The organism is Klebsiella sp. M5al (assembly GCF_002090195.1).
Classification (GTDB): domain Bacteria; phylum Pseudomonadota; class Gammaproteobacteria; order Enterobacterales; family Enterobacteriaceae; genus Klebsiella; species Klebsiella grimontii.
In genome coordinates, this window is record NZ_CP020657.1 from 5,278,653 (window position 1) to 5,296,876 (window position 18,224).

Sequence of the window (18,224 nt, forward strand, 5' to 3'; positions counted from 1 at the left end):
GAGCAGGAGGCACGATAATGATGTTATTTATAACGAAAATAATAAGGGTGGATTTCCCTGAACCGCCCCGGTCAGAGTCCCTGTTTATTATCGCAATAAACGTATCGCCATCATTATCGTGCAATTCATATAACCCAGATTATTTGATAAAGCTTACGTTCTGGCATATTTCATCAGCGACGATCTCTTTACGCTGGTTAAAAATAATTTTGTTCTGTTCGAACAGGTTATTTCCATGGGTATCAATGGAAACGATTAATGGGCCAAACTCTTTTACCCGACATACCCATAGCGTTTCCGGCATTCCCAGATCGCGCCACTGCGCATCTTCGATCTCTTCCACGCACACCGCGGCCACTACCGCGCAGCCGGCCGGGAATACGCAGTGCAGTGCTTTATGCTCCGCGCAGCCCTCTTCGGTACCTTTCCCCATGCCGCCTTTCCCAACGATTAATTTCACGCCGGTCTGCGCAATAAATTCTTTTTCGAATTTTTCCATGCGCATGCTGGTGGTTGGCCCAACGGAGACCATTTCAAATTTATCGTCTTCGCCTTTAATTGGGCGGACAATTGGGCCAGCGTGTAAAATAGCGCCGCCGCGAACATCAACGGGTAATTCGCGCCCGCCTTCAATTAATCGACGGTGCGCCACATCACGACAGGTAACAATATGACCGTTGAGATAAATAATATCGCCCGCTTTAATATCGGCTAAATCTTCATCTTTAATTGGCGTAGTCAGGATTTTTTTCGTCATCAGAAATTCACTCCGCTGTGAGACGTAATGGTGTAGTTCAGGTCTTTATCAAAAACGATATGTCCTTTCCGGTGCGACCAGCAGCCGACGTTCACCGCCACACCGATGGTGGAGGGATGGCGCGCGGTGTTTTCAATATTCACGCCCATGACGGAGGTATTACCGGACATCCCCTGCGGCCCAAGGCCAATTTTGTTAATGCCGTCTTCCAGCATTTTCTCCAGCGAAGCCGCACGCTCATTCTCATTGTGCGAACCGATCGGACGCATCAGCGCTTTTTTCGATAGCAGCGCCGCCGTTTCAACAGAGGTCGCCACGCCCACGCCAACCAGTAGCGGCGGACAGGCGTTAAGGCCGTAGCTGGTCATCACATCCAGCACAAAGCGGGTTACGCCTTCATAACCTGCGCCCGGCATCAGCACCATCGCTTTCCCCGGCAGAGAACAGCCGCCGCCCGCCATATAGGTGTAAATGCTGCACTGGTCAGAATTGGGAACGATCTCCCAGAATACCGTCGGCGTACCTTTACCCACGTTTTTACCGGTATTGTATTCATCAAAAGTCTCAACGCTGTTGTGGCGCAGCGGGGAATCCACGGTCGCTTTGATCACCGCTTCACGCAGCAGCGCTTCCAGTTCGCCGATCAGCGGGAAGTTGGCCCCGCACTCCACCAGAAACTGAATCACGCCGGTATCCTGGCAGGAAGGGCGATCCAGTTCTTTTGCCAGACGCTGGTTCTCAATCATGGTCGTAAAGATGACGTCGGCCAGTTTACTGGTCTCTTTTTTATGCAAATCTTCCAGTTTTGCGGTGACGTCATCAGGCAAGACTTTGCCGGTGTACCCCACAAATTTGGCCATAATATTGGTCATATGGGATATCTGTTCACTTTTGCTCATAAAGGCTCCTTAGTCAGGACAGCTTCCGTTCATTACGGATGAAAAGGGAAAAGGATTGGCAGCAGAATCAGGCTGACAATGGTGGAAACGATAATCAGTGGGATGCCGGATTTGGCGTAGTCAACAAACTTATAGCCGCCTGCCGTCAGCACCATCATGTTGGCAGGCATACCGATTGGCGTGGCGTAGGCGCAAGAGCTGCCGATCACCGTCGCCATCAGCACCGCGCGAGGGTCGGCGCCCATGCCCGCCGCAATCGACAGGCTCACCGGTACCAGCAGCGCGACGGTGGCGGTGTTGGACATGAAGTTAGTCATAACGACGGACAGCGCAAAGACCACCACCAGCAGCATAAAAGGCGAAGAGTTTTGCCCCAGCAGGCCAATCACGTGATCCGCCACCAGTTTTCCCGCCCCGGTCATTTCCAGCGCTTTCGCCAGCGCCAGAGTGCCGCCGAAGATAAAAATAGTTTGTGAATCAATGGCTTTATAAGCCTGCTTTTCTGTAAGCACGCCGGTAACCACCAGCACCAGCGCGCCGATACAGCCCGCTACCGCAAGACTCACACCGGTCTGCTTTTCGAAAATCATGCCGAGGATCGTGGCGATCAGAACAAGCAAAGAGAGGATCTGCTTCCAGCGCGGAACGTGGCTGTAATCGCGCTGTTGGCCGATGCTGCCAACTTCCCCACTATTCGGGTGGTTGGGCAGGAATTTATAGCCGATGGTCAGAAAGTAAATCATGCCACAAACCAGCATCGGTAAACCCACTTTGGCATATTCAAAAAAGCCAAAACCGCTGCCAATGTTCTGCAAGGCTGATTGCGCAATCAGGTTGCCCGGCGCGCCAATCAACGACAGGTTACCGCCGAGCGCGGCGGCGAAAACCAGCGGCATCAGCAGTCGGGAACGGGCAAAGCCTGATTTCGCCGCCACGCCGATAACGACCGGGATCAGGACGGCTGCGGTACCGGTATTGGAGAGGAAACCGGACATCACGCCAACCACGACCATAATGGTAAAAATCAGCTGCTTTTCCGTTTTAGCGAAGCGCGTAATCACGCCCCCCACTTTATTCGCCATCCCGGTTTCAAATAGCGCCCCGCCGACGATAAACATGGCGACGAAGAGAATGACGTTGGTGTCGATAAAGCCGGCGAAAGCCTGCTTGAGATTGAGGACGCCGGTGAGAACCAGCGCGACGCAAACCACCATAGACGTGACCGCGAGCGGTATTTTTTCCCACACAAACATGGCGATAGCAAACGCCAGCAAACATAGAGTAATGGTAATCGGTTCCATATTTATAATTATCCCATCAATGATATATGATATTGTATCCAATATTGACGAGAGGGAAATTATTCCCATGCAAAGAGTAAGTCAATGCGTTTTTCACGAAAGCGTCAGGATTGAGATCTTTATCAAAATCTCGCAAAAGCAGTAACTTAGAGGAATTAATTTATGGGGTGAATAGGTAAGACGCCTGCAACGATCGTGCAGGCGGTGAGGTCAGGCCGAGGGCTCGCCGACGTAGCGCGTCAGCATATTCTCCATCGAACGGATGATATGCTCGCGCATTCGCTGACGGGCCAGCGCTTCATTATGCTGCTCCAGGGCCTGTAAAATCCCTTTATGCTCGCGTATGGAAATGATCGCATACTCCTCCTCGGTGACCTTATGCCCCATCGAGAGCCCGTTCCACATATTGCTGAGCAGCAGCTTCATTTTGCCGTTTCCGGCCGCATTCCATATCTCCATATGAAAAGCCTGATTGAGGTCAGAATATTCAGCTGAGTTATTTTCCGCCAGCGCTTTTTCCGCAGCGTAATGGACTTCGGCAATGCGCGAAATGTCCGTCCCAGGGCGAGAAGCTTTAGCGACCGCTTCACTCTCCAGCAGCGCGCGAATCTCGTAATGCTCGCGAATCGTTTGTTCGTTAATCCCCAGCACAACCGCCCCTTTATTGGGGCGGACTTTAATCAGCCCATCCGCAGCCAGTATCTGAAATGCTTCACGCACGGGCATACTGGATACGCCAACCATGCTGGCGATCCCTTCAAGGGTAATTTCTTGCCCTTCAACTAAATCTCGCGACAGTATCGCTTTACGTAATACTGCCGCGACCTGCTCTTTCGCTGAAAGAAGCTTAATTTTCCCTAATCGAGGCTTCTGCACTTTCCCAATCCTTCATGTGTTGACGCATTATTTCTGCCAGAGAGAGGAAATAACGCTGCGTTTCCTGCGCGATCTCGGCGCGATCGCCTTGTTGGATAGCATCCATCAGAGAACTGAGTATTTGCGCCGACTCCTGATTATCCTCTTTCAGATACAGAATGACATAGCCGATATAACCATCTAAAAACTGCTGATAAATCTTTTCCAGATAGCGGTTATCAATATAAGAAATGAGCGCCTGATGAAACGCCAGCTCCCGTGTCCTCTCACCGGGATGCCCCAGCTCTCGCGCTCTGGTAGCCAGCGACTCGCCTGCTGCCGCGGGCACCAGTGAAAAAAGCGCTGTTGCCATCGCCGCAATGGCCTGGAAAATGTGGCTGACGTGGTCAGGCTCCAGCCGTGAGACCTGCATATGGCGGTTTGGCAAGCGCACCAGAAACCCTTCCTGCTCCAGGGCCTGTAACGCTTCACGAACCGGCATACGAGAAAGCCCCAGCTGTTCCGCAATACTCTCCTGCGCGAGCTCATCCCCCGGTTTCATACTGCCGGAAAGGATCTCGTAACGGATCATTTGAGTAATGTGGTCCCTGGTCTGCTTTCTTTCAATTTTTTTCACGACGTCCTCGTTTGTTGCCGCTCAAGACGCGGGGAGTTTAGCAGATTTACCAGCAGGTTGAGTCATTCCGGGGCGGGAGAAAGGCATAAAAAAGCCGGAACCCAGGCTCCGGCTTCTCTTTTTATGAAACGTTATTTATTCACAAAATCTTCGCCAAGGGCGATATCTTTCTTCAACGTATCCAGCATCCCCTCCAGCGCCTGCTGCTCAAACGCGCTCAGTTTACCGATAGACTGACGCTGCTCTACGCCATTTTTACCTAACAGCAGCGGCTGCGAGAAGAAGCGGGCATATTGGCCATCACCTTCAACATAGGCGCATTCCACCACGCCTTTCTCTCCCTGCATGGCGCGAACTAAAGAGAGACCGAACCGCGCGGCGGCCTGCCCCATTGATAGCGTTGCTGAGCCGCCACCGGCTTTTGCTTCAACAACTTCAGTACCGGCGTTTTGAATGCGTTTAGTCAAATCCGCCACTTCCTGCTCGCTGAAGCTGACGCCCGGAATTTGTGACAGTAAAGGAAGAATAGTCACACCGGAGTGGCCGCCAATCACCGGAACCTCAACGTCTGACGAAGATTTGCCTTTCAGTTCAGCGACAAAGGTATTCGAGCGGATAATATCCAGCGTCGTGACGCCAAACAGCTTGTTCTTATCGTAAACACCGGCTTTTTTCAGCACTTCTGCGGCAATCGCCACGGTGGTGTTCACCGGGTTGGTGATAACCCCGACGCAGGCCTGCGGGCAGGTTTTGGCGATTTGCTGTACCAGATTTTTCACAATACCGGCATTAACGTTGAATAAATCGGAGCGATCCATACCGGGCTTACGCGCTACGCCCGCGGATATCAGCACCACATCAGCACCTTCCAGCGCAGGGGTGGCGTCTTCGCCGGAAAAACCTTTGATTTTTACATCGGTAGGGATATGGCTAAGATCAACCGCCACGCCCGGCGTTACCGGAGCGATGTCGTACAACGAGAGTTCTGAACCTGAAGGCAGTTGGGTCTTAAGTAGTAGGGCAAGCGCCTGGCCAATTCCACCAGCGGCGCCGAGGACTGCAACTTTCATCCTAAACTCCTTATTATGGTTAAAATAGTCTTTCGTTACTCCGTCGCCTGGACCTTAATTCACAAGATGAACAATTACAATAATTATGGCTGAAGAATGCGTGGTCGTGCGCAGCGATGCAGCAGCTTCGCATTTTCCTCCCTGAGACTGACCATCCAGCAAAGCGTAGTACCGGATCGACTGTTGGTTACAATACACCCAGCGCGTTGAGCAGAACAACATCATTTAATAACATTTCATTTACTTTTGTAGCAATTTGCGCCCCGTGACGAAAGCATGTTCCTTATTAGGGTTTTTTGCTAAAATATGCGCCCTTCATAACATTATTTACGCTTCTCCCCGCGGATTATTTGCATAAAAATGCATGTTTATGCATAATGATGTTGTTTTTACCACCATAATTGGGTGACTTATGCGTAGTTCGGCAAAACAAGAAGAACTGGTTAAGGCGTTTAAAGCGCTGCTTAAAGAAGAAAAATTCAGCTCTCAAGGTGAAATCGTACAGGCCCTGCAAGAGGAAGGCTTCGATAATATCAACCAATCGAAAGTCTCACGTATGCTCACCAAGTTTGGCGCCGTACGCACGCGTAACGCCAAAATGGAAATGGTTTACTGCCTGCCCGCCGAGCTTGGCGTCCCGACGACCTCCAGCCCGCTAAAAAACCTGGTGCTGGATATCGACTATAACGATTCGGTCGTGGTTATTCATACCAGCCCAGGCGCAGCACAGCTGATCGCCCGGCTTCTGGACTCCCTGGGCAAAGCCGAGGGTATTCTCGGCAGCATTGCCGGTGATGATACTATCTTTACCACTCCGGCCAGGGGTTTTACCGTTAAAGAGCTGCATGACGCTATCCTCGTCCTGTTTGAGCAGGAACTCTGATGCCCTTCCCTCTGGTTAACGCCAGAGGATATTCCTTCAAAAAATTATCATTTCTTTAACATTTTGTGTGTTTTTCCGCTTCTATACATTCATTTACGTGATGAAACCGGCTTAAGCGCACAAAAGATCAAATCCATATAACTTAATGATTTTATTAATTATTATTGCCTATCCTGGCGAAATTGTGACATTTCTAATTCTTATACGTTATAAAAAAGACATTTCTTTGTGATTATTTACATGAAAAACAATTAGCAAGGTATTAATATTTTCAGTGATTAGTGTATACTTGATTTTGTGATGAGGGTCACGAAACAAAGACCCCCAACAAAAAGATTCGACGAGGTGAACATCATGAAAATCAAAACCACTGTAGCAGCATTAAGCATCCTTTCCGTTCTGTCTTTCGGCGCCTTCGCCGCTGACTCCATTAACAGCGAACAGGCTCAAGGCCGTCAGGCAATCGGCACCGTTTCCGTCGGCGCGGTAAGTTCTTCCCCGATGGATATGCACGAAATGCTGAACAAGAAAGCGCAAGAAGAAGGTGCTTCCTCTTATCGCATTATCGAAGCACGTACCGGTGACCACTGGCACGCTACGGCTGAACTGTATAAATAAGATTTAACGATTGTCGGTCATTAACTGAAACAGAATCTCTCCAGCGGCCTCAGGTTCATTAAAACCTTCCGCCGCTGCAAATAATAAGGTTGGAGAAAAAATTATGAAAAGCGCAATTATCATCGCATCCCTGGGTCTGGCTTCCGTTCTCTCTTTCGGCGCAAACGCCGCCGTTAATCAAGTGAACGCTGAACAGGCGCAAAATCTGCAGTCCATGGGCACCGTTTCCGTTTCTCAGGTAGGCAGCGCGCCGATGGATATGCGCCAGGAACTGGCGGCTAAAGCTGAAAAAGAAGGCGCCAGCAGCTACCGTATTATTGAAGCCCGTACCGGCGATAACTGGCACGCTACGGCTGAGCTGTACAAATAAACCCTCGTCGTCTTATCCGACGACTTGCCCCCGCTCTGTCGGGGGCTTTTTTATGGCTGCCGCACATTAAAACGAAGCTCCCCTTCCAGCTCTTCTTCCGCCTCATCAAATAGCAATATTATCGCGCCAAAGCGCCGTCGCTGATTATCGCTTAAATGAATAAACTCAATCTCCAGCGGCAGGGGCAGCAGCCCGGCGGTCACCGCTTCCCACAGCGAATCAAGGTTGTTCACCTTCTCACGCGCTAAGCCAAAGGTACGTGAAAACTCACGATAAAAATCCTGCTGTTCAGCTATTTCATCAAAATCAAAGGTATAGGTAGCCATTGCCCGCATCCTGTCCACACCTGCAACTTTTCATAGCCCGGTCATCCCGGCGTGTAGTTCCACTCTGACGGTGGAATTCATACTCAGACAATTAAGTATAGCGATAAAAAAACCGACGCTTCAGGCGTCGGTTCTGGCGGCTAGCTATTGGTTAATACATGCTGGTACTTATGCAGCATCTCCACCAGCCTTCGCACCGGCTCGGTCACCTGCGGAGAGGCTTCCCAGAGCTGTAATTTTTGCTGGTAGATATCCAGCTCATCAAGCAGGCGGGCAAAATAGTAGCGGCGCTTATCATCGCTGCTGGCGGAAATGACGCGATCCGCCGTACGACGCAGCTGCCGGTGAAATACCGACAGGTCGTCATTTATCGGTACTGGCGCGTCGCGCAGGCGCTGATGGGCAATAATCAGGGTCAGCGCCAAACGAAAGCGCGCGATATCGCCGGGGAATTTATTCAGCAACAAAAAGAGCTGACGATACAGGGCCGGCAAATGGTTTTCTTTGCGTCGCGCCGTATTGGTGGTCAGCGATGATACCGCCGCCGAGACAAACTGGTTGAGCAACACGCGACCGGTGCGAGCCTGAGAGTTATCGCGAACCAGTAAGATCACCATCAGCGCGAGGAAACACCCCACGATCTGGCCTAAGGCGCTATCCAGAAATTGGTTGAATTGAAACTTCATCGGATTATCCAGCACCAGAATATTAATGGTGCTGGCCAGCGCCCCCAGCGAACCCAGCCGCCGCTTTTGCACCTCGATACCGATAAAAAATGCCATCACCGCCAGGCTGATGCACAGCAGCAGCATACTTTGCTGCGTCGCGGGCATAATCACGAGGAAAAACAGCGCCCCCAGCGGTAATGCCGCCAGCGTGCCGTAGAGGAAATCGATAGCCACCATTCGCGGATTAGGTAAACGCATCGCTAAGGCCGTAACAACTGCGATCATCACCATCGCCCCGCTCCCTGAAGTCCAGCCGGTCCACAGCCAGAACAGCGTACCGAGGATACAGGAGATAGACGTACGCCAAAAGTTGACCATCGCATGGTGTCGCTCGGCGGATTCCGCCTTCACCACCACTTCGCCTTGCAGCACTTCCGCTTCAATACGGCTGATTTTGGTATTGCCGACCACGCCCCGCTTCAAAAGCAGATAGCGCGTCGCGGCCCCGACCCAGCTGTAGATCGTCACCGGCGTATTGTGCTCTCCCTTCCAGGTCAAAAAGCGGCGCATCCGCTTTAACTGGCGGTGCACGTCCTGCACGGTCTCAACCGGTTCAGCGAACAGCTCGCGATAGTCATCGGTGACCATCTCAGGCCGGGTATTCTGAATCAAATAGGTTTCACAGGCTTGGGTAATTAAGGTCAGAGAGAGGGTATTGATCGCCTTCAGCCGCTGGTTCACTTTTGCCCAGCGCGAAGACTCCATAATTAAGTTTCCGCGCATCCCTTCCAGTCCGTTGGTGCGGCGAACCAGCGCGCTCCAGGCCTTATCGACTTCATCTTTATCGGCATACGCCACGCAAAGCTGCATCAGGCGGTATTGATCGATCAGCAGGTTATCCAGCTCAAGGTCGATCTCTTTTTTAATCGAACGCGGCGAAAATAGCAGGTCGGCCACGATGGCGCTGACGATACCAACAACAATTTCACTGCACCGTTCGACGGCGAACTGCGGCGCCAGCATCGGCTCTTCGTGGATAGTGATAATAATGATAAGCGCGGTATAGCCCGCCAGGCCCCAGGCATAGGAGTTCTCAACCCGCACCAGCGAGGAGATCCAGGTACAGAACCCTGCCCACAGGCAGCAGACCAGCACCATCAGCAGCGGGGCGCGAATCATCAGGATGATAATCGCCAGCGCGGCGATACAGCCGATAAAGGTACCGACAATACGCAGCATCCCGCGATAGCGGATAGCCCCGGAGTAAGGCTCTCCGCCGGCGGCAAACGCCGGGCCGGCGGCCACGATGGCTGCGGTAAGCACCGCCCAGCGCGGTGTTTCCAGCTGAAAGTGAAAACCGACGAATAACGCCAGCACTACCGCACAGGCTAATTTAACGGCAAAGCGGAGATGCCGGGGTTCGATGGTGAAAATCCCCATGGCGATTAACCGAACTCACGCAGGCGCATCGCCAGTTTCTGGAAGAAACTTGTCCGGCTGGAATCGCGGTCGTCTTTACCGGTGATCACCACCGTCGCGGTCGTCCCGGCCGGCCAGAGGTTGCCCTGCTGCTGGTCAAGGTGAATACGTACCGGCACCCGCTGCGCCAGGCGTACCCATTCAAGATTAGAGTCAATAGAGGCCAGCCCTTTCGTATCGCTGCTGCTGCTGGCATTGGTGACCCCAGCAGCGATGCTGTCGACGGTGCCTTTAAGAGTTTGCACGCTTCCCAGCGGGGTAATTTCGGCGCGGAAGCCGGGGCGCACGCCCTCAAGCTTGGTCTCTTCCAGGTAGGCCATCACATAGAAGGTATTCTGCTTGACCAGCGCAACCGCGGTAGAACCGCGGGTGATAAACTCGCCGCTGTAGACGTTCAGGTTCGTCACCCAGCCGTCAGCCGGGGCGCGAATGACCGTGCGTTCAAGATCAAGCTTCGCCAGATCGCGACTCGCGGTCGCTTTTGCCAACTGATGCTCAACGGTTTGCAGAACGTTATTCGCCTGGTCAATCTCCTCCCGGGACATGGCCTGGACGCCAAGGCGGTTACGACGGCCGGCTTCAACGCGCTTCTCCTGCGCCAGAGTCTGGTAATAGGAGACATCGGCTTCAGCCTCAGCTAAGGCTTTCTGGTAACGCGGCTGGTCAATGACGAACAAAACCTGGTCTTTCTTAACCAGTTGGTTATCCTTGATATTCACCTGCGAAATCAGGCCGGAAACATCGGGAGCGATGGCCACAATATCCGCACTAAAGCGCGCATCGCGCGTCCAGGGCGAGGCGGTGTAATACACCCATGCGCGAAAAATCGCCACAAATGCCAGGATAACCAGTATCACAGTGATTGCGGTACGGAGGATATTTCTTGTTAGTGTTTTCACATCTACCTCAAACGAACAAACGCGATATCAGATAAAACAGGCAGCAATAGAGCGCGGTATTAAACAGTGCCGGATGCCAGACAAAATCATAGATGCCGGTCGGAACCAGCAGGCGGTGCACCAGCCAAAAGATGGCTAGCGACAATAGCAACTCAAAGAAGATCGGCGGAAACGACAAGCCGAAAATCACAATGACAGGAAACAGACTCATGATGACCTTGATAAGAAGCGTACAGGTGATATGCGCGATGCGTTTATTATTAAGCTAACTATATAGTAACGTAACAATTGCGGTCTTATCTATAATGTGTGATCTAAATCACTTTTAAGCCAGAGTGAATAATGGAACGATTAAAACGCATGTCCGTATTTGCCAGAGTGGTGGAATTAGGTTCCTTTACCGCCGCGGCCCGCCAGCTCCAGATGAGCGTTTCTTCCATCAGCCAGACGGTAGCTAAACTGGAAGATGAGCTGCAGGTTAAGCTACTCAACCGCAGTACGCGCAGTCTTGGCTTAACCGAAGCGGGAAAAATATATTATCAAGGCTGTCGGCGGATGCTGTTCGAAGTCCAGGATGTCCATGAACAGCTATACGCGTTTAACAATACGCCCATCGGTACGCTGCGCATCGGCTGTTCTTCAACTATGGCACAGAATGTCCTGGCTCGCATAACGGCCGATATGCTCAAAGAGCACCCGGGGCTCTCCATCAACCTGGTCACCGGCATCCCGGCGCCGGACCTGATCGCGGACGGTCTGGACGTGGTGATTCGCGTGGGAGCGCTGCAGGACTCCAGCCTCTTTTCCCGCCGTCTGGGCTCTATGCCAATGGTGCTCTGCGCGGCGAAAAGCTATCTCCAGCACGCCGGATGTCCGGAAAAGCCGGCGGATCTCGCCAGCCACTCCTGGCTGGAATACAGCGTCCGGCCGGATAACGAATTTGAAATCATCGCCCCGGAAGGCATTTCAACCAAGCTGATCCCTCAGGGCAGATTCGTCACTAACGATCCGATGACGCTGGTGCGCTGGCTAACGGCAGGCGTCGGCGTGGCTTACGTTCCGCTGATGTGGGCGATCGAAGAGATCAACCGCGGCGAACTGGAGATTCTGCTGCCGAGCTACCAGTCCGATCCGCGCCCGGTGTACGCGCTATATACCGAGAAAGATAAGCTGCCCCTGAAGGTACAGGTATGCATTAATTATCTGACTGAGTATTTCGTCGGGGTGGCAAATATTTACCAGGGTATGCGCGGTCGGGGGATAGCCCGCTAGCGGCCAGAGCCTGCGAAAAAGGGTAATAACGTATTATCAGGCCCGGCATCGGAAATGATCTGCGTCACGTCGCGGAGATTGCCGATGCGCACCTCGCCGGAGCGATGAAATTTGCTTTTGTCGATTAACAATAGCGACTGTGCCGCCCGTTTCAGCAGCAGCGATTTGTAAGCGGCATTATTGGCGCTGGAATCCCAGAGCACGCCGTCGTTATCGATCCCCTCGCAGGAAAAAATGAATAGATCGATCTCCAGCGATTTGACCTGCGATAACAGCGCAGGGTTAACGTAATAGCCATATTGACGCTGAAGCTGACCACCGGCGCTGATCAGTTGGATCCGCTCACGGCGGCCCAGCTCTACGCAGACCGGATGGCTGTTGGTAAACACCGTCAGGTTACTATTCGGTAGCTGACGCGCCAGAAACCAGCAGGTTGAGCTGGCATCCAGCGCGATCGTCATGCCTTCATCAATCCACGCCAGCGCGGTACGGGCAATATCAGATTTATGGGCATAATGGCTTTTCACGCGGCGATGAAACGGCTTCTCGCCGTTGTGATTATCGCGCAGGAGAACGCGCGCCTGTCCGTGGCTACGCTGGATACTCCCCTGTTTCTGCAGCTCGCTCAAATCGCGACGAACGGTCTCGATGCTGACCTGCAGAAGCTGGGATAACGCTTCAGTAGTTAGGGTGTGGTGCTGACTGAGTAACTCGACTATCTGCTGCTGACGCGCGGCTTTCATCGCGACCCCGCGGAGGTGATGTGCGCTTTCGCCGCGAGCGAAAGCGCATTGAGAGGTATCAGGCAGTACCGCCGACGGTGAGTTTATCCACTTTGAGCGTTGGCTGACCGACGCCAACCGGTACGCTCTGGCCCTCTTTGCCGCAAACGCCGACGCCGCTGTCCAGCTTCAGATCGTTCCCCACCATCGAAATCTGCTGCATCGCTTCGATACCTGAACCGATAAGCGTCGCCCCCTTCACCGCTTTGGTCACTTTGCCTTTTTCAATCAGGTAGGCTTCAGACGTGGAGAAGACAAATTTGCCGGAGGTGATATCCACCTGACCGCCGCCAAAGTTCGGCGCGTAGATGCCGTAATCGACCGATTCGATAATCTCCTGCGGCGTGGATTTTCCCGCCAGCATGTAGGTGTTGGTCATACGCGGCATAGGCAGATGCGCGTAGGATTCGCGACGACCGTTGCCGGTTGGCGCCACGCCCATCAGCCGGGCATTGAGCTTGTCCTGCATATAGCCTTTGAGAATGCCGTTTTCAATCAAAACGTTATACTGACCCGGGGTACCTTCGTCATCAATGGCGACGGAGCCGCGACGGTTGGCAATGGTGCCATCATCCACTACGGTGCACAGCTCTGAGGCCACCAGCTCACCCATATGGCCGCTGAATACCGACGTCCCCCGACGGTTAAAATCGCCTTCCAGTCCGTGACCGACGGCTTCATGAAGCAGCACGCCAGGCCAGCCCGCGCCCAGTACGACCGGCAGCATTCCGGCGGGCGCGGCGACGGCGGTCAGATTGACCAGCGCCATACGCACGGCTTCTCTCGCCCAAACATCCGCGCGCACATCGCCATCCTGGGAGGCCAGGAAATAGTCGTAGCCAAAGCGACCGCCGCCGCCGCTGGCGCCGCGTTCGCGTTTGCCATCCTCTTCCACCAGCACGCTGACGGAAAGACGAACCAGCGGGCGCACGTCCGCCGCCAGCGTGCCGTCGGTGGCGGCCACAAGAATTAACTCGTAGACGCCGGTCAGGCTGGCGGAAACTTCCTGCACCCGTTTATCGGCCGCGCGAGCGGTTTTATCTACCCGGCGCAGAATATCCAGCTTCTCTTCCCGACTCATGCTTTGCAGCGGGTCGATGCTGGTATAGAGGGAGCTGTACTCCACTCCGCCGAGGGTATGAACTTTACCATCGCCGTGGTCGCGTACAATGGTACGCGCCGCCTGCGCGCTCTGTTCCAGCGCCAGTCGGCTAATCTGGTCCGCATAGGCAAAGCCGGTTTTTTCCCCGCTCACCGCACGGACGCCGACGCCCTGGTCGATATTGTACGAACCATCTTTAATGATGCTGTCTTCAAGAACCCAGGACTCGTGATAGCTCGACTGAAAATAGAGATCGCCGTAATCCAGACGGCGCTCGGCCAGTTGGCCAAGAATGGTAAACAGATCCTGATGATTCAGGCCGTTTGCCGACAGTAATTGTTCACTTACCAGGTTCAGACTCATCGTTTTGCTACTCGTTTGTTGCCGCCTCTCGGGCGGAAATAAAATAGGCTCTCTATTGAGAGTGCGGTAATTACGCACAATCGTCAAATCATTGCTTTTTGTCGCTCCGCGCCTGGCGCAGCACTTCGTTAATTTGCGGCTGATCGATAGGACCGGTGATGCGATAGCGCAGAATTGAAACCTTATTCCACAGCGGCCCCAGCACCTTACTGGCGGCAAAGACCGCGGCGCCGATTATCGGGTTAACGGCAAAGGCCGCGGCGACGCCCACGGTCGCGGAAATTTCCGGCGCGACCACGGCCTGCATATCCAGCTGACGGCGGACAAGATCCACCGACCCCTTCATGGCGATATCCGCTTCCAGACCATCAACCAGCGTATCGTCGGTATGCATAACGCCGTCTTTAATCCACGCCGTACTGCGAATGGAATCGAAGTAGAAACCTTCGCTGAAGGTATCGCTAAAGTCGAAACGCAGCTTGCGAAGCAGCGCGTCAACGCTCAACAAACGCAGCAGCTGGCCGGCGTGGCCGGTGCTGAGATCGGTAAACTCGCCTTTCCCAAGACGGCTTTTCAGGATCCCGTTCAGCGAGGCAACATCGGGCTGCCACGGCGGCGCACGCCAGTGAAGGTCATAATCAATATCAAACGATGAACCTTTTACCGGCGTGGACACGCCGAAGAAGTTGACGAAATCATCGGTTTTATTACCGTGCAGTTTACCTTTTAAAGAGGTTCGTACGCCCGTCGGCGCGCTTACCCATACGCCATCGGTCGTCAGGCGGCCAAACCCGGTATCCACCAGGCCATTTGCCAGCGTCAGGGTATCGCCGCGGATATCAAAATCGCCTTCGATGCGACCATATTTTTGCCCCCACAGCCAGCACTCGGCGCAGCGAAGCTGAAGGTCCGGCCAGCCGTGGAAATCAATTTTGGCGTCAGCCAGAGGGCCGCTGCTTTTTTCCGTCCCGCCGCTTTTCGCTGCAGTGGGGTTGTAGTAGAGATAGCGAATGGCTGCCAGCCACGGCGCGTTTTTGCGCATCGTCAGGGTGGCGTTAACTTCACGCCCCTGGGCTTCAATCTTCGTCCCTCCGGCGCCGGGTTGGGAAACAAGGCTGACGTTATTCCAGCTCTGGCCCGCCATCGTTAACACCGGCGTACGCAGCGTGACCTGCTCGGGGAAAACCATATTGCTGCTGACGTCATTGGCCCCGCCGCCCTGGAACAGCGCAAGCCACTGCGCGCCATCCATCGGCGGCATATTCAGCTCCACGCCAGGCTGCTCGGGAAGCGGCGACACGGCTTTACTGTCAGTGGTTAAAATAGCGCGGTCCAGAGTCAGCTTATGACCCAGCAGCCAGCGGCTATTGATATGATTTTTCGCCCCCACGGAGCCAGCCAGAGTAAAGCTGCTTAGGCCGCCATCAACCTTAATGTTTACCGGCAAAGGCTCACCGGCCTGTTTATCGACCGGCGCAGGTAAGTGACTACTTACATTCTTCAGGTCAGCGTTAACATCCACCTTATAGCTCGCGCTACCGCGATACGGAAGTTCAATCGCGACTTTACCGTCCCAGGGCACGCTGCCGCTCAGGGTGCCTTCCAGGGCTTTCGGCAGTAAACCGGTACGCGCGGGCTGCCAGCTGGCGTTCATCCCGACGTCTACCAGGAATGCTTTCGCGCCTTCGGTGGTCGAGAAATCGATATTCAGCGGCTGATTAAACCAGGTCGCGCTCATCGGTTCGCTTTTCAGGTCGCCGTTTACGAAGCTGAATTTACCGCTCAGGTTCTGCAATGTAGTATCAATAGGCTTGATAAATAAGCTGTTATTGTTCAGCCGGACATCACCCTTAGCGGTGGTCATCTCGCCATCCAGGGGGATATCAAGATGTAAGCGAGCGCTCACACCACCGTCCAACTGAAGCTCACCCAGCGCCGCCCCCAGCGTCTCTTTCAGCGGCGTCTCGTTAAAATAAGGGCCAACTTCTTTACCCGGACCGTTAACATCGGCATCAATTAATAACTTTTCACGCGAATAGTCGGGAATTACCGCGTCGAGATTGCTGGCGGTCACTTTGCCGAGCATCGCCTTATCGGCCTTCATCCATAGTCCGTCATTGATAAAGTTAAGGTCGATATTCAGGCCGGTTAGCGCAGGCCAGTCAGGCTGAAAGGCAAAGGTGGCGTTCTTGAGCGGCACCGTAACCTGGAATTGCCCCTCATTATGCTTATACGGGAAAAGGTGCGGGTTGCCGCCATAAGCCAGCGTGGCATCGGTGGCCTGGCCGCCTTTAATCGCTCCGCTGAGGTAATCCACCAGCGCTTTGCCCATCAGATTTTCCGGGAAGTAGCGCCATGCCTGACCGCCGTCGTTGGTACTGATACCGGCCAGAATACCGAGCCAGGGTTCATCACCCTGCGGCTGTAGATAGCGGAACCCGCCGCGGGCGCGAACGCCGGTTGCCTGTACGTCGATGTCGCGACCATCGAGCATAAAACCTTTGTCATTCTTCACCCAACTGAGGGTCGCATCGCCCCGGGCGATCTCCAGCGGCGCGCGAAAGACCGTTTCATAGGGCATTCTCGCCTGCGTCATGCGGGCATGCAGGGTACCGTTTTCCACGCTACCGGCAATGTTGCCGGAGAAATGCTCAGCCCCTGGCAGCAGCTTCCACTGCTTCCAGGACATGTCGCTCCAGTCCGCCTGAAAGCGCGTTTTTTCCGCCATCTGCAGCGGAATATCCAGCGCCAGAAGGTTAATTTTGCCGTCCGGCTGCGTCGTACGCCAGATTTCGCCCAGCGACGGCGCCAGTTTATCCGCCATCGGCTGCAGCCCGGTCAGGCCGCTAAGGTTAAGATTGCTGGCGCGAATGCGCAGCTCATCGCTGCGTTGACCATTTTTTCCACCCACATCCTGAGCCGGGATCCACGCCATCGACAGCGCGCCGCGCGGCCAGGGTTTATTATCCATCGAAATGCGCGTATCAGGGATGTCAAAGCCCCAGCTTTGATTATCGCGATAGATGTGCGCCGTCAGATTATCAACCGAGAGATGATGCTTATCTTTGTCGCCCTGCCAGCTGGCGCCGCCTTTTTTCAGCCATACATCCCCGCTGGCGACGTCGCCTTTATCGATAGTCATCCAGCCTTCGAGGCTAAACCGCGCGCTTTGCAGGGCGATGTTGTCCTGCATCCAGCGACCAAGCCATGGCTTAACGTCGATATCATCGGCCTGAAGCCAGACGCGCCCCTTATTGAGCAAGCCGTCTTCATCGCGCAGGTCCATGCGCACCTGCATCACGCCATGCTGGCCGGTCAGGCTGCTAAGACTAAGCTGCCCCTCAGCGCGATGGCGATTTTTACCGTTCAGCCAGGTAAGCTGCGGGATCGAGAGTTCTGCCCGCTGACCCGAGATCGTCAGGAAGCTCAGATGGCTATCGCGAAGGATAAAGTGGTCGAACTGGCGGAGAAAAAGATCGCTGATACGGTCGGTTTTCAGCCCTTCACCGCCGTTATTGGTTTGAATAGGAGTATTGGTATGAATCTGCAGCTGCCAGAAGGTTAGATCGCGAAACTGCCAGCGCATATGCAGCAGGCTTTGCCAGACGTCGAGTGCCAGAGTGACGCGTTTGACGGAAAGCTCACCGCCGTCATTCAGGCCGGCCTTAACATCACGGACATCAAGCGTCGGGCCAAACGTCTGCCAGCTGGCGACAATGTTTGAGGCATCGACCGGCACGCCGGCCATCGCGGAGACTTTTTCCAGCACCTGTGGACGCCAGCTGTTCAACTGCGGCAGAACGAGACGCAGACCGCTCACCAGCAGTGCGACGACAACAATCAATGTTGCCGCGGTGAGCAGTAATATCCCGGGCAGTCGCCTCACGCATCTCTCCTTGTCAGCCTGTTACGCGTCATCCTTTCGCCCGCCTCTTTATCCCGA

The 18,224-nt window shown here is 54.0% G+C and carries 17 protein-coding genes; 4 read left to right on the forward strand and 13 right to left on the reverse strand.

What is annotated here, in order from left to right:
- Window positions 1-139: 139 nt before the first annotated feature.
- The 6 genes from ttdB to mdh form a co-directional block, all read right to left on the reverse strand.
- A complete protein-coding gene (ttdB, locus tag BWI76_RS25395; protein WP_000162405.1) occupies window positions 140-757 on the reverse strand; it encodes a L(+)-tartrate dehydratase subunit beta in 618 nt (205 codons plus the stop codon).
- The gene (ttdA, locus tag BWI76_RS25400) at window positions 757-1,656 is read right to left on the reverse strand and encodes a L(+)-tartrate dehydratase subunit alpha (protein ID WP_004139744.1); all 900 of its coding nucleotides are present in this window, start codon (window positions 1,654-1,656) and stop codon (window positions 757-759) included. The genes ttdB and ttdA overlap by 1 nt, the downstream gene beginning before the upstream one ends.
- 32 nt (window positions 1,657-1,688) lie before the next feature.
- A complete protein-coding gene (locus tag BWI76_RS25405) occupies window positions 1,689-2,957 on the reverse strand; it encodes an SLC13 family permease (RefSeq protein ID WP_004139742.1) in 1,269 nt (422 codons plus the stop codon).
- Window positions 2,958-3,167: 210 nt separating this feature from the next.
- Window positions 3,168-3,833, reverse strand: a complete 666-nt coding sequence (locus BWI76_RS25410; protein ID WP_004139740.1) for a GntR family transcriptional regulator — start codon at window positions 3,831-3,833, stop codon at window positions 3,168-3,170.
- Window positions 3,805-4,449 (reverse strand): GntR family transcriptional regulator, encoded by a 645-nt coding sequence (locus BWI76_RS25415; RefSeq protein WP_064343271.1) that lies wholly within the window; start codon window positions 4,447-4,449, stop codon window positions 3,805-3,807. Before BWI76_RS25415 ends, BWI76_RS25410 begins: the two co-directional genes overlap by 29 nt.
- Window positions 4,450-4,580: 131 nt before the next feature.
- A complete protein-coding gene (gene mdh / locus BWI76_RS25420) occupies window positions 4,581-5,519 on the reverse strand; it encodes a malate dehydrogenase (protein WP_004139734.1) in 939 nt (312 codons plus the stop codon).
- Between the two features lie 412 nt (window positions 5,520-5,931).
- Between mdh and argR the strand changes: the two genes are divergently transcribed.
- The 3 genes from argR to yhcN-B all read left to right on the forward strand — a co-directional run bounded on the left by argR (window position 5,932) and on the right by yhcN-B (window position 7,390).
- Complete coding sequence (gene argR / locus BWI76_RS25425; protein ID WP_004106225.1) at window positions 5,932-6,402, forward strand: transcriptional regulator ArgR; 471 nt, start codon at window positions 5,932-5,934, stop codon at window positions 6,400-6,402.
- A 354-nt stretch (window positions 6,403-6,756) separates the two neighbouring features.
- Window positions 6,757-7,020, forward strand: coding sequence for a peroxide/acid stress response protein YhcN (gene yhcN, locus BWI76_RS25430; protein ID WP_004106226.1), 264 nt, complete (start codon window positions 6,757-6,759; stop codon window positions 7,018-7,020).
- A 103-nt stretch (window positions 7,021-7,123) separates the two neighbouring features.
- Window positions 7,124-7,390: a DUF1471 family stress response protein YhcN-B gene (gene yhcN-B / locus BWI76_RS25435; RefSeq protein ID WP_004106229.1), complete on the forward strand. Its 267-nt coding sequence runs from the start codon at window positions 7,124-7,126 to the stop codon at window positions 7,388-7,390.
- Window positions 7,391-7,440: 50 nt separating this feature from the next.
- Here the strand turns inward: yhcN-B and BWI76_RS25440 are convergent, their stop codons facing one another.
- The 4 genes from BWI76_RS25440 to aaeX all read right to left on the reverse strand — a co-directional run bounded on the left by BWI76_RS25440 (window position 7,441) and on the right by aaeX (window position 10,973).
- On the reverse strand, window positions 7,441-7,716 hold the full coding sequence (locus BWI76_RS25440; RefSeq protein ID WP_004139730.1) for a barstar family protein: 276 nt from the start codon (window positions 7,714-7,716) through the stop codon (window positions 7,441-7,443).
- A gap of 140 nt (window positions 7,717-7,856) precedes the next feature.
- Window positions 7,857-9,824, reverse strand: coding sequence for a p-hydroxybenzoic acid efflux pump subunit AaeB (aaeB, locus tag BWI76_RS25445; protein ID WP_024360657.1), 1,968 nt, complete (start codon window positions 9,822-9,824; stop codon window positions 7,857-7,859).
- A 5-nt stretch (window positions 9,825-9,829) separates the two neighbouring features.
- Complete coding sequence (gene aaeA, locus BWI76_RS25450; protein ID WP_004139725.1) at window positions 9,830-10,762, reverse strand: p-hydroxybenzoic acid efflux pump subunit AaeA; 933 nt, start codon at window positions 10,760-10,762, stop codon at window positions 9,830-9,832.
- 7 nt (window positions 10,763-10,769) lie between these two features.
- Complete coding sequence (gene aaeX / locus BWI76_RS25455; RefSeq protein ID WP_002918640.1) at window positions 10,770-10,973, reverse strand: p-hydroxybenzoic acid efflux pump operon protein AaeX; 204 nt, start codon at window positions 10,971-10,973, stop codon at window positions 10,770-10,772.
- Window positions 10,974-11,104: 131 nt separating this feature from the next.
- Here aaeX and aaeR point away from each other — a divergent pair, with 131 nt between their 5' ends.
- Window positions 11,105-12,034: an HTH-type transcriptional activator AaeR gene (gene aaeR / locus BWI76_RS25460; RefSeq protein ID WP_004139722.1), complete on the forward strand. Its 930-nt coding sequence runs from the start codon at window positions 11,105-11,107 to the stop codon at window positions 12,032-12,034.
- Here the strand turns inward: aaeR and fucR are convergent.
- The 3 genes from fucR to yhdP form a co-directional block, all read right to left on the reverse strand.
- Window positions 12,031-12,777 carry an L-fucose operon activator gene (gene fucR, locus BWI76_RS25465; RefSeq protein ID WP_024360656.1) on the reverse strand — a complete coding sequence of 249 codons (747 nt, stop codon included), beginning with the start codon at window positions 12,775-12,777 and terminating at the stop codon, window positions 12,031-12,033. The two genes, aaeR and fucR, sit on opposite strands and share 4 nt — an antisense overlap.
- 58 nt (window positions 12,778-12,835) lie before the next feature.
- Window positions 12,836-14,281 (reverse strand): metalloprotease TldD, encoded by a 1,446-nt coding sequence (tldD, locus tag BWI76_RS25470; protein ID WP_024360655.1) that lies wholly within the window; start codon window positions 14,279-14,281, stop codon window positions 12,836-12,838.
- Window positions 14,282-14,369: 88 nt separating this feature from the next.
- Window positions 14,370-18,167, reverse strand: a complete 3,798-nt coding sequence (gene yhdP / locus BWI76_RS25475) for an AsmA2 domain-containing protein YhdP (protein ID WP_004139713.1) — start codon at window positions 18,165-18,167, stop codon at window positions 14,370-14,372.
- Window positions 18,168-18,224: the final 57 nt, after the last annotated feature.

What these genes read in the sequence shown, in the direction of transcription:
- BWI76_RS25405 (WP_004139742.1), bottom strand. Translation starts at nt 2,957, where the DNA reads ATGGAACCGATTACCATTACTCTATGTTTGCTGGCGTTTGCTATCGCC.
- aaeX (WP_002918640.1), bottom strand. Translation starts at nt 10,973, where the DNA reads ATGAGTCTGTTTCCTGTCATTGTGATTTTCGGCTTGTCGTTTCCGCCG.
- ttdB (WP_000162405.1), bottom strand. Translation starts at nt 757, where the DNA reads ATGACGAAAAAAATCCTGACTACGCCAATTAAAGATGAAGATTTAGCC.
- BWI76_RS25440 (WP_004139730.1), bottom strand. Translation starts at nt 7,716, where the DNA reads ATGGCTACCTATACCTTTGATTTTGATGAAATAGCTGAACAGCAGGAT.
- tldD (WP_024360655.1), bottom strand. Translation starts at nt 14,281, where the DNA reads ATGAGTCTGAACCTGGTAAGTGAACAATTACTGTCGGCAAACGGCCTG.
- aaeR (WP_004139722.1), top strand. Translation starts at nt 11,105, where the DNA reads ATGGAACGATTAAAACGCATGTCCGTATTTGCCAGAGTGGTGGAATTA.
- aaeB (WP_024360657.1), bottom strand. Translation starts at nt 9,824, where the DNA reads ATGGGGATTTTCACCATCGAACCCCGGCATCTCCGCTTTGCCGTTAAA.
- yhcN-B (WP_004106229.1), top strand. Translation starts at nt 7,124, where the DNA reads ATGAAAAGCGCAATTATCATCGCATCCCTGGGTCTGGCTTCCGTTCTC.
- fucR (WP_024360656.1), bottom strand. Translation starts at nt 12,777, where the DNA reads ATGAAAGCCGCGCGTCAGCAGCAGATAGTCGAGTTACTCAGTCAGCAC.
- argR (WP_004106225.1), top strand. Translation starts at nt 5,932, where the DNA reads ATGCGTAGTTCGGCAAAACAAGAAGAACTGGTTAAGGCGTTTAAAGCG.
- yhcN (WP_004106226.1), top strand. Translation starts at nt 6,757, where the DNA reads ATGAAAATCAAAACCACTGTAGCAGCATTAAGCATCCTTTCCGTTCTG.
- mdh (WP_004139734.1), bottom strand. Translation starts at nt 5,519, where the DNA reads ATGAAAGTTGCAGTCCTCGGCGCCGCTGGTGGAATTGGCCAGGCGCTT.
- ttdA (WP_004139744.1), bottom strand. Translation starts at nt 1,656, where the DNA reads ATGAGCAAAAGTGAACAGATATCCCATATGACCAATATTATGGCCAAA.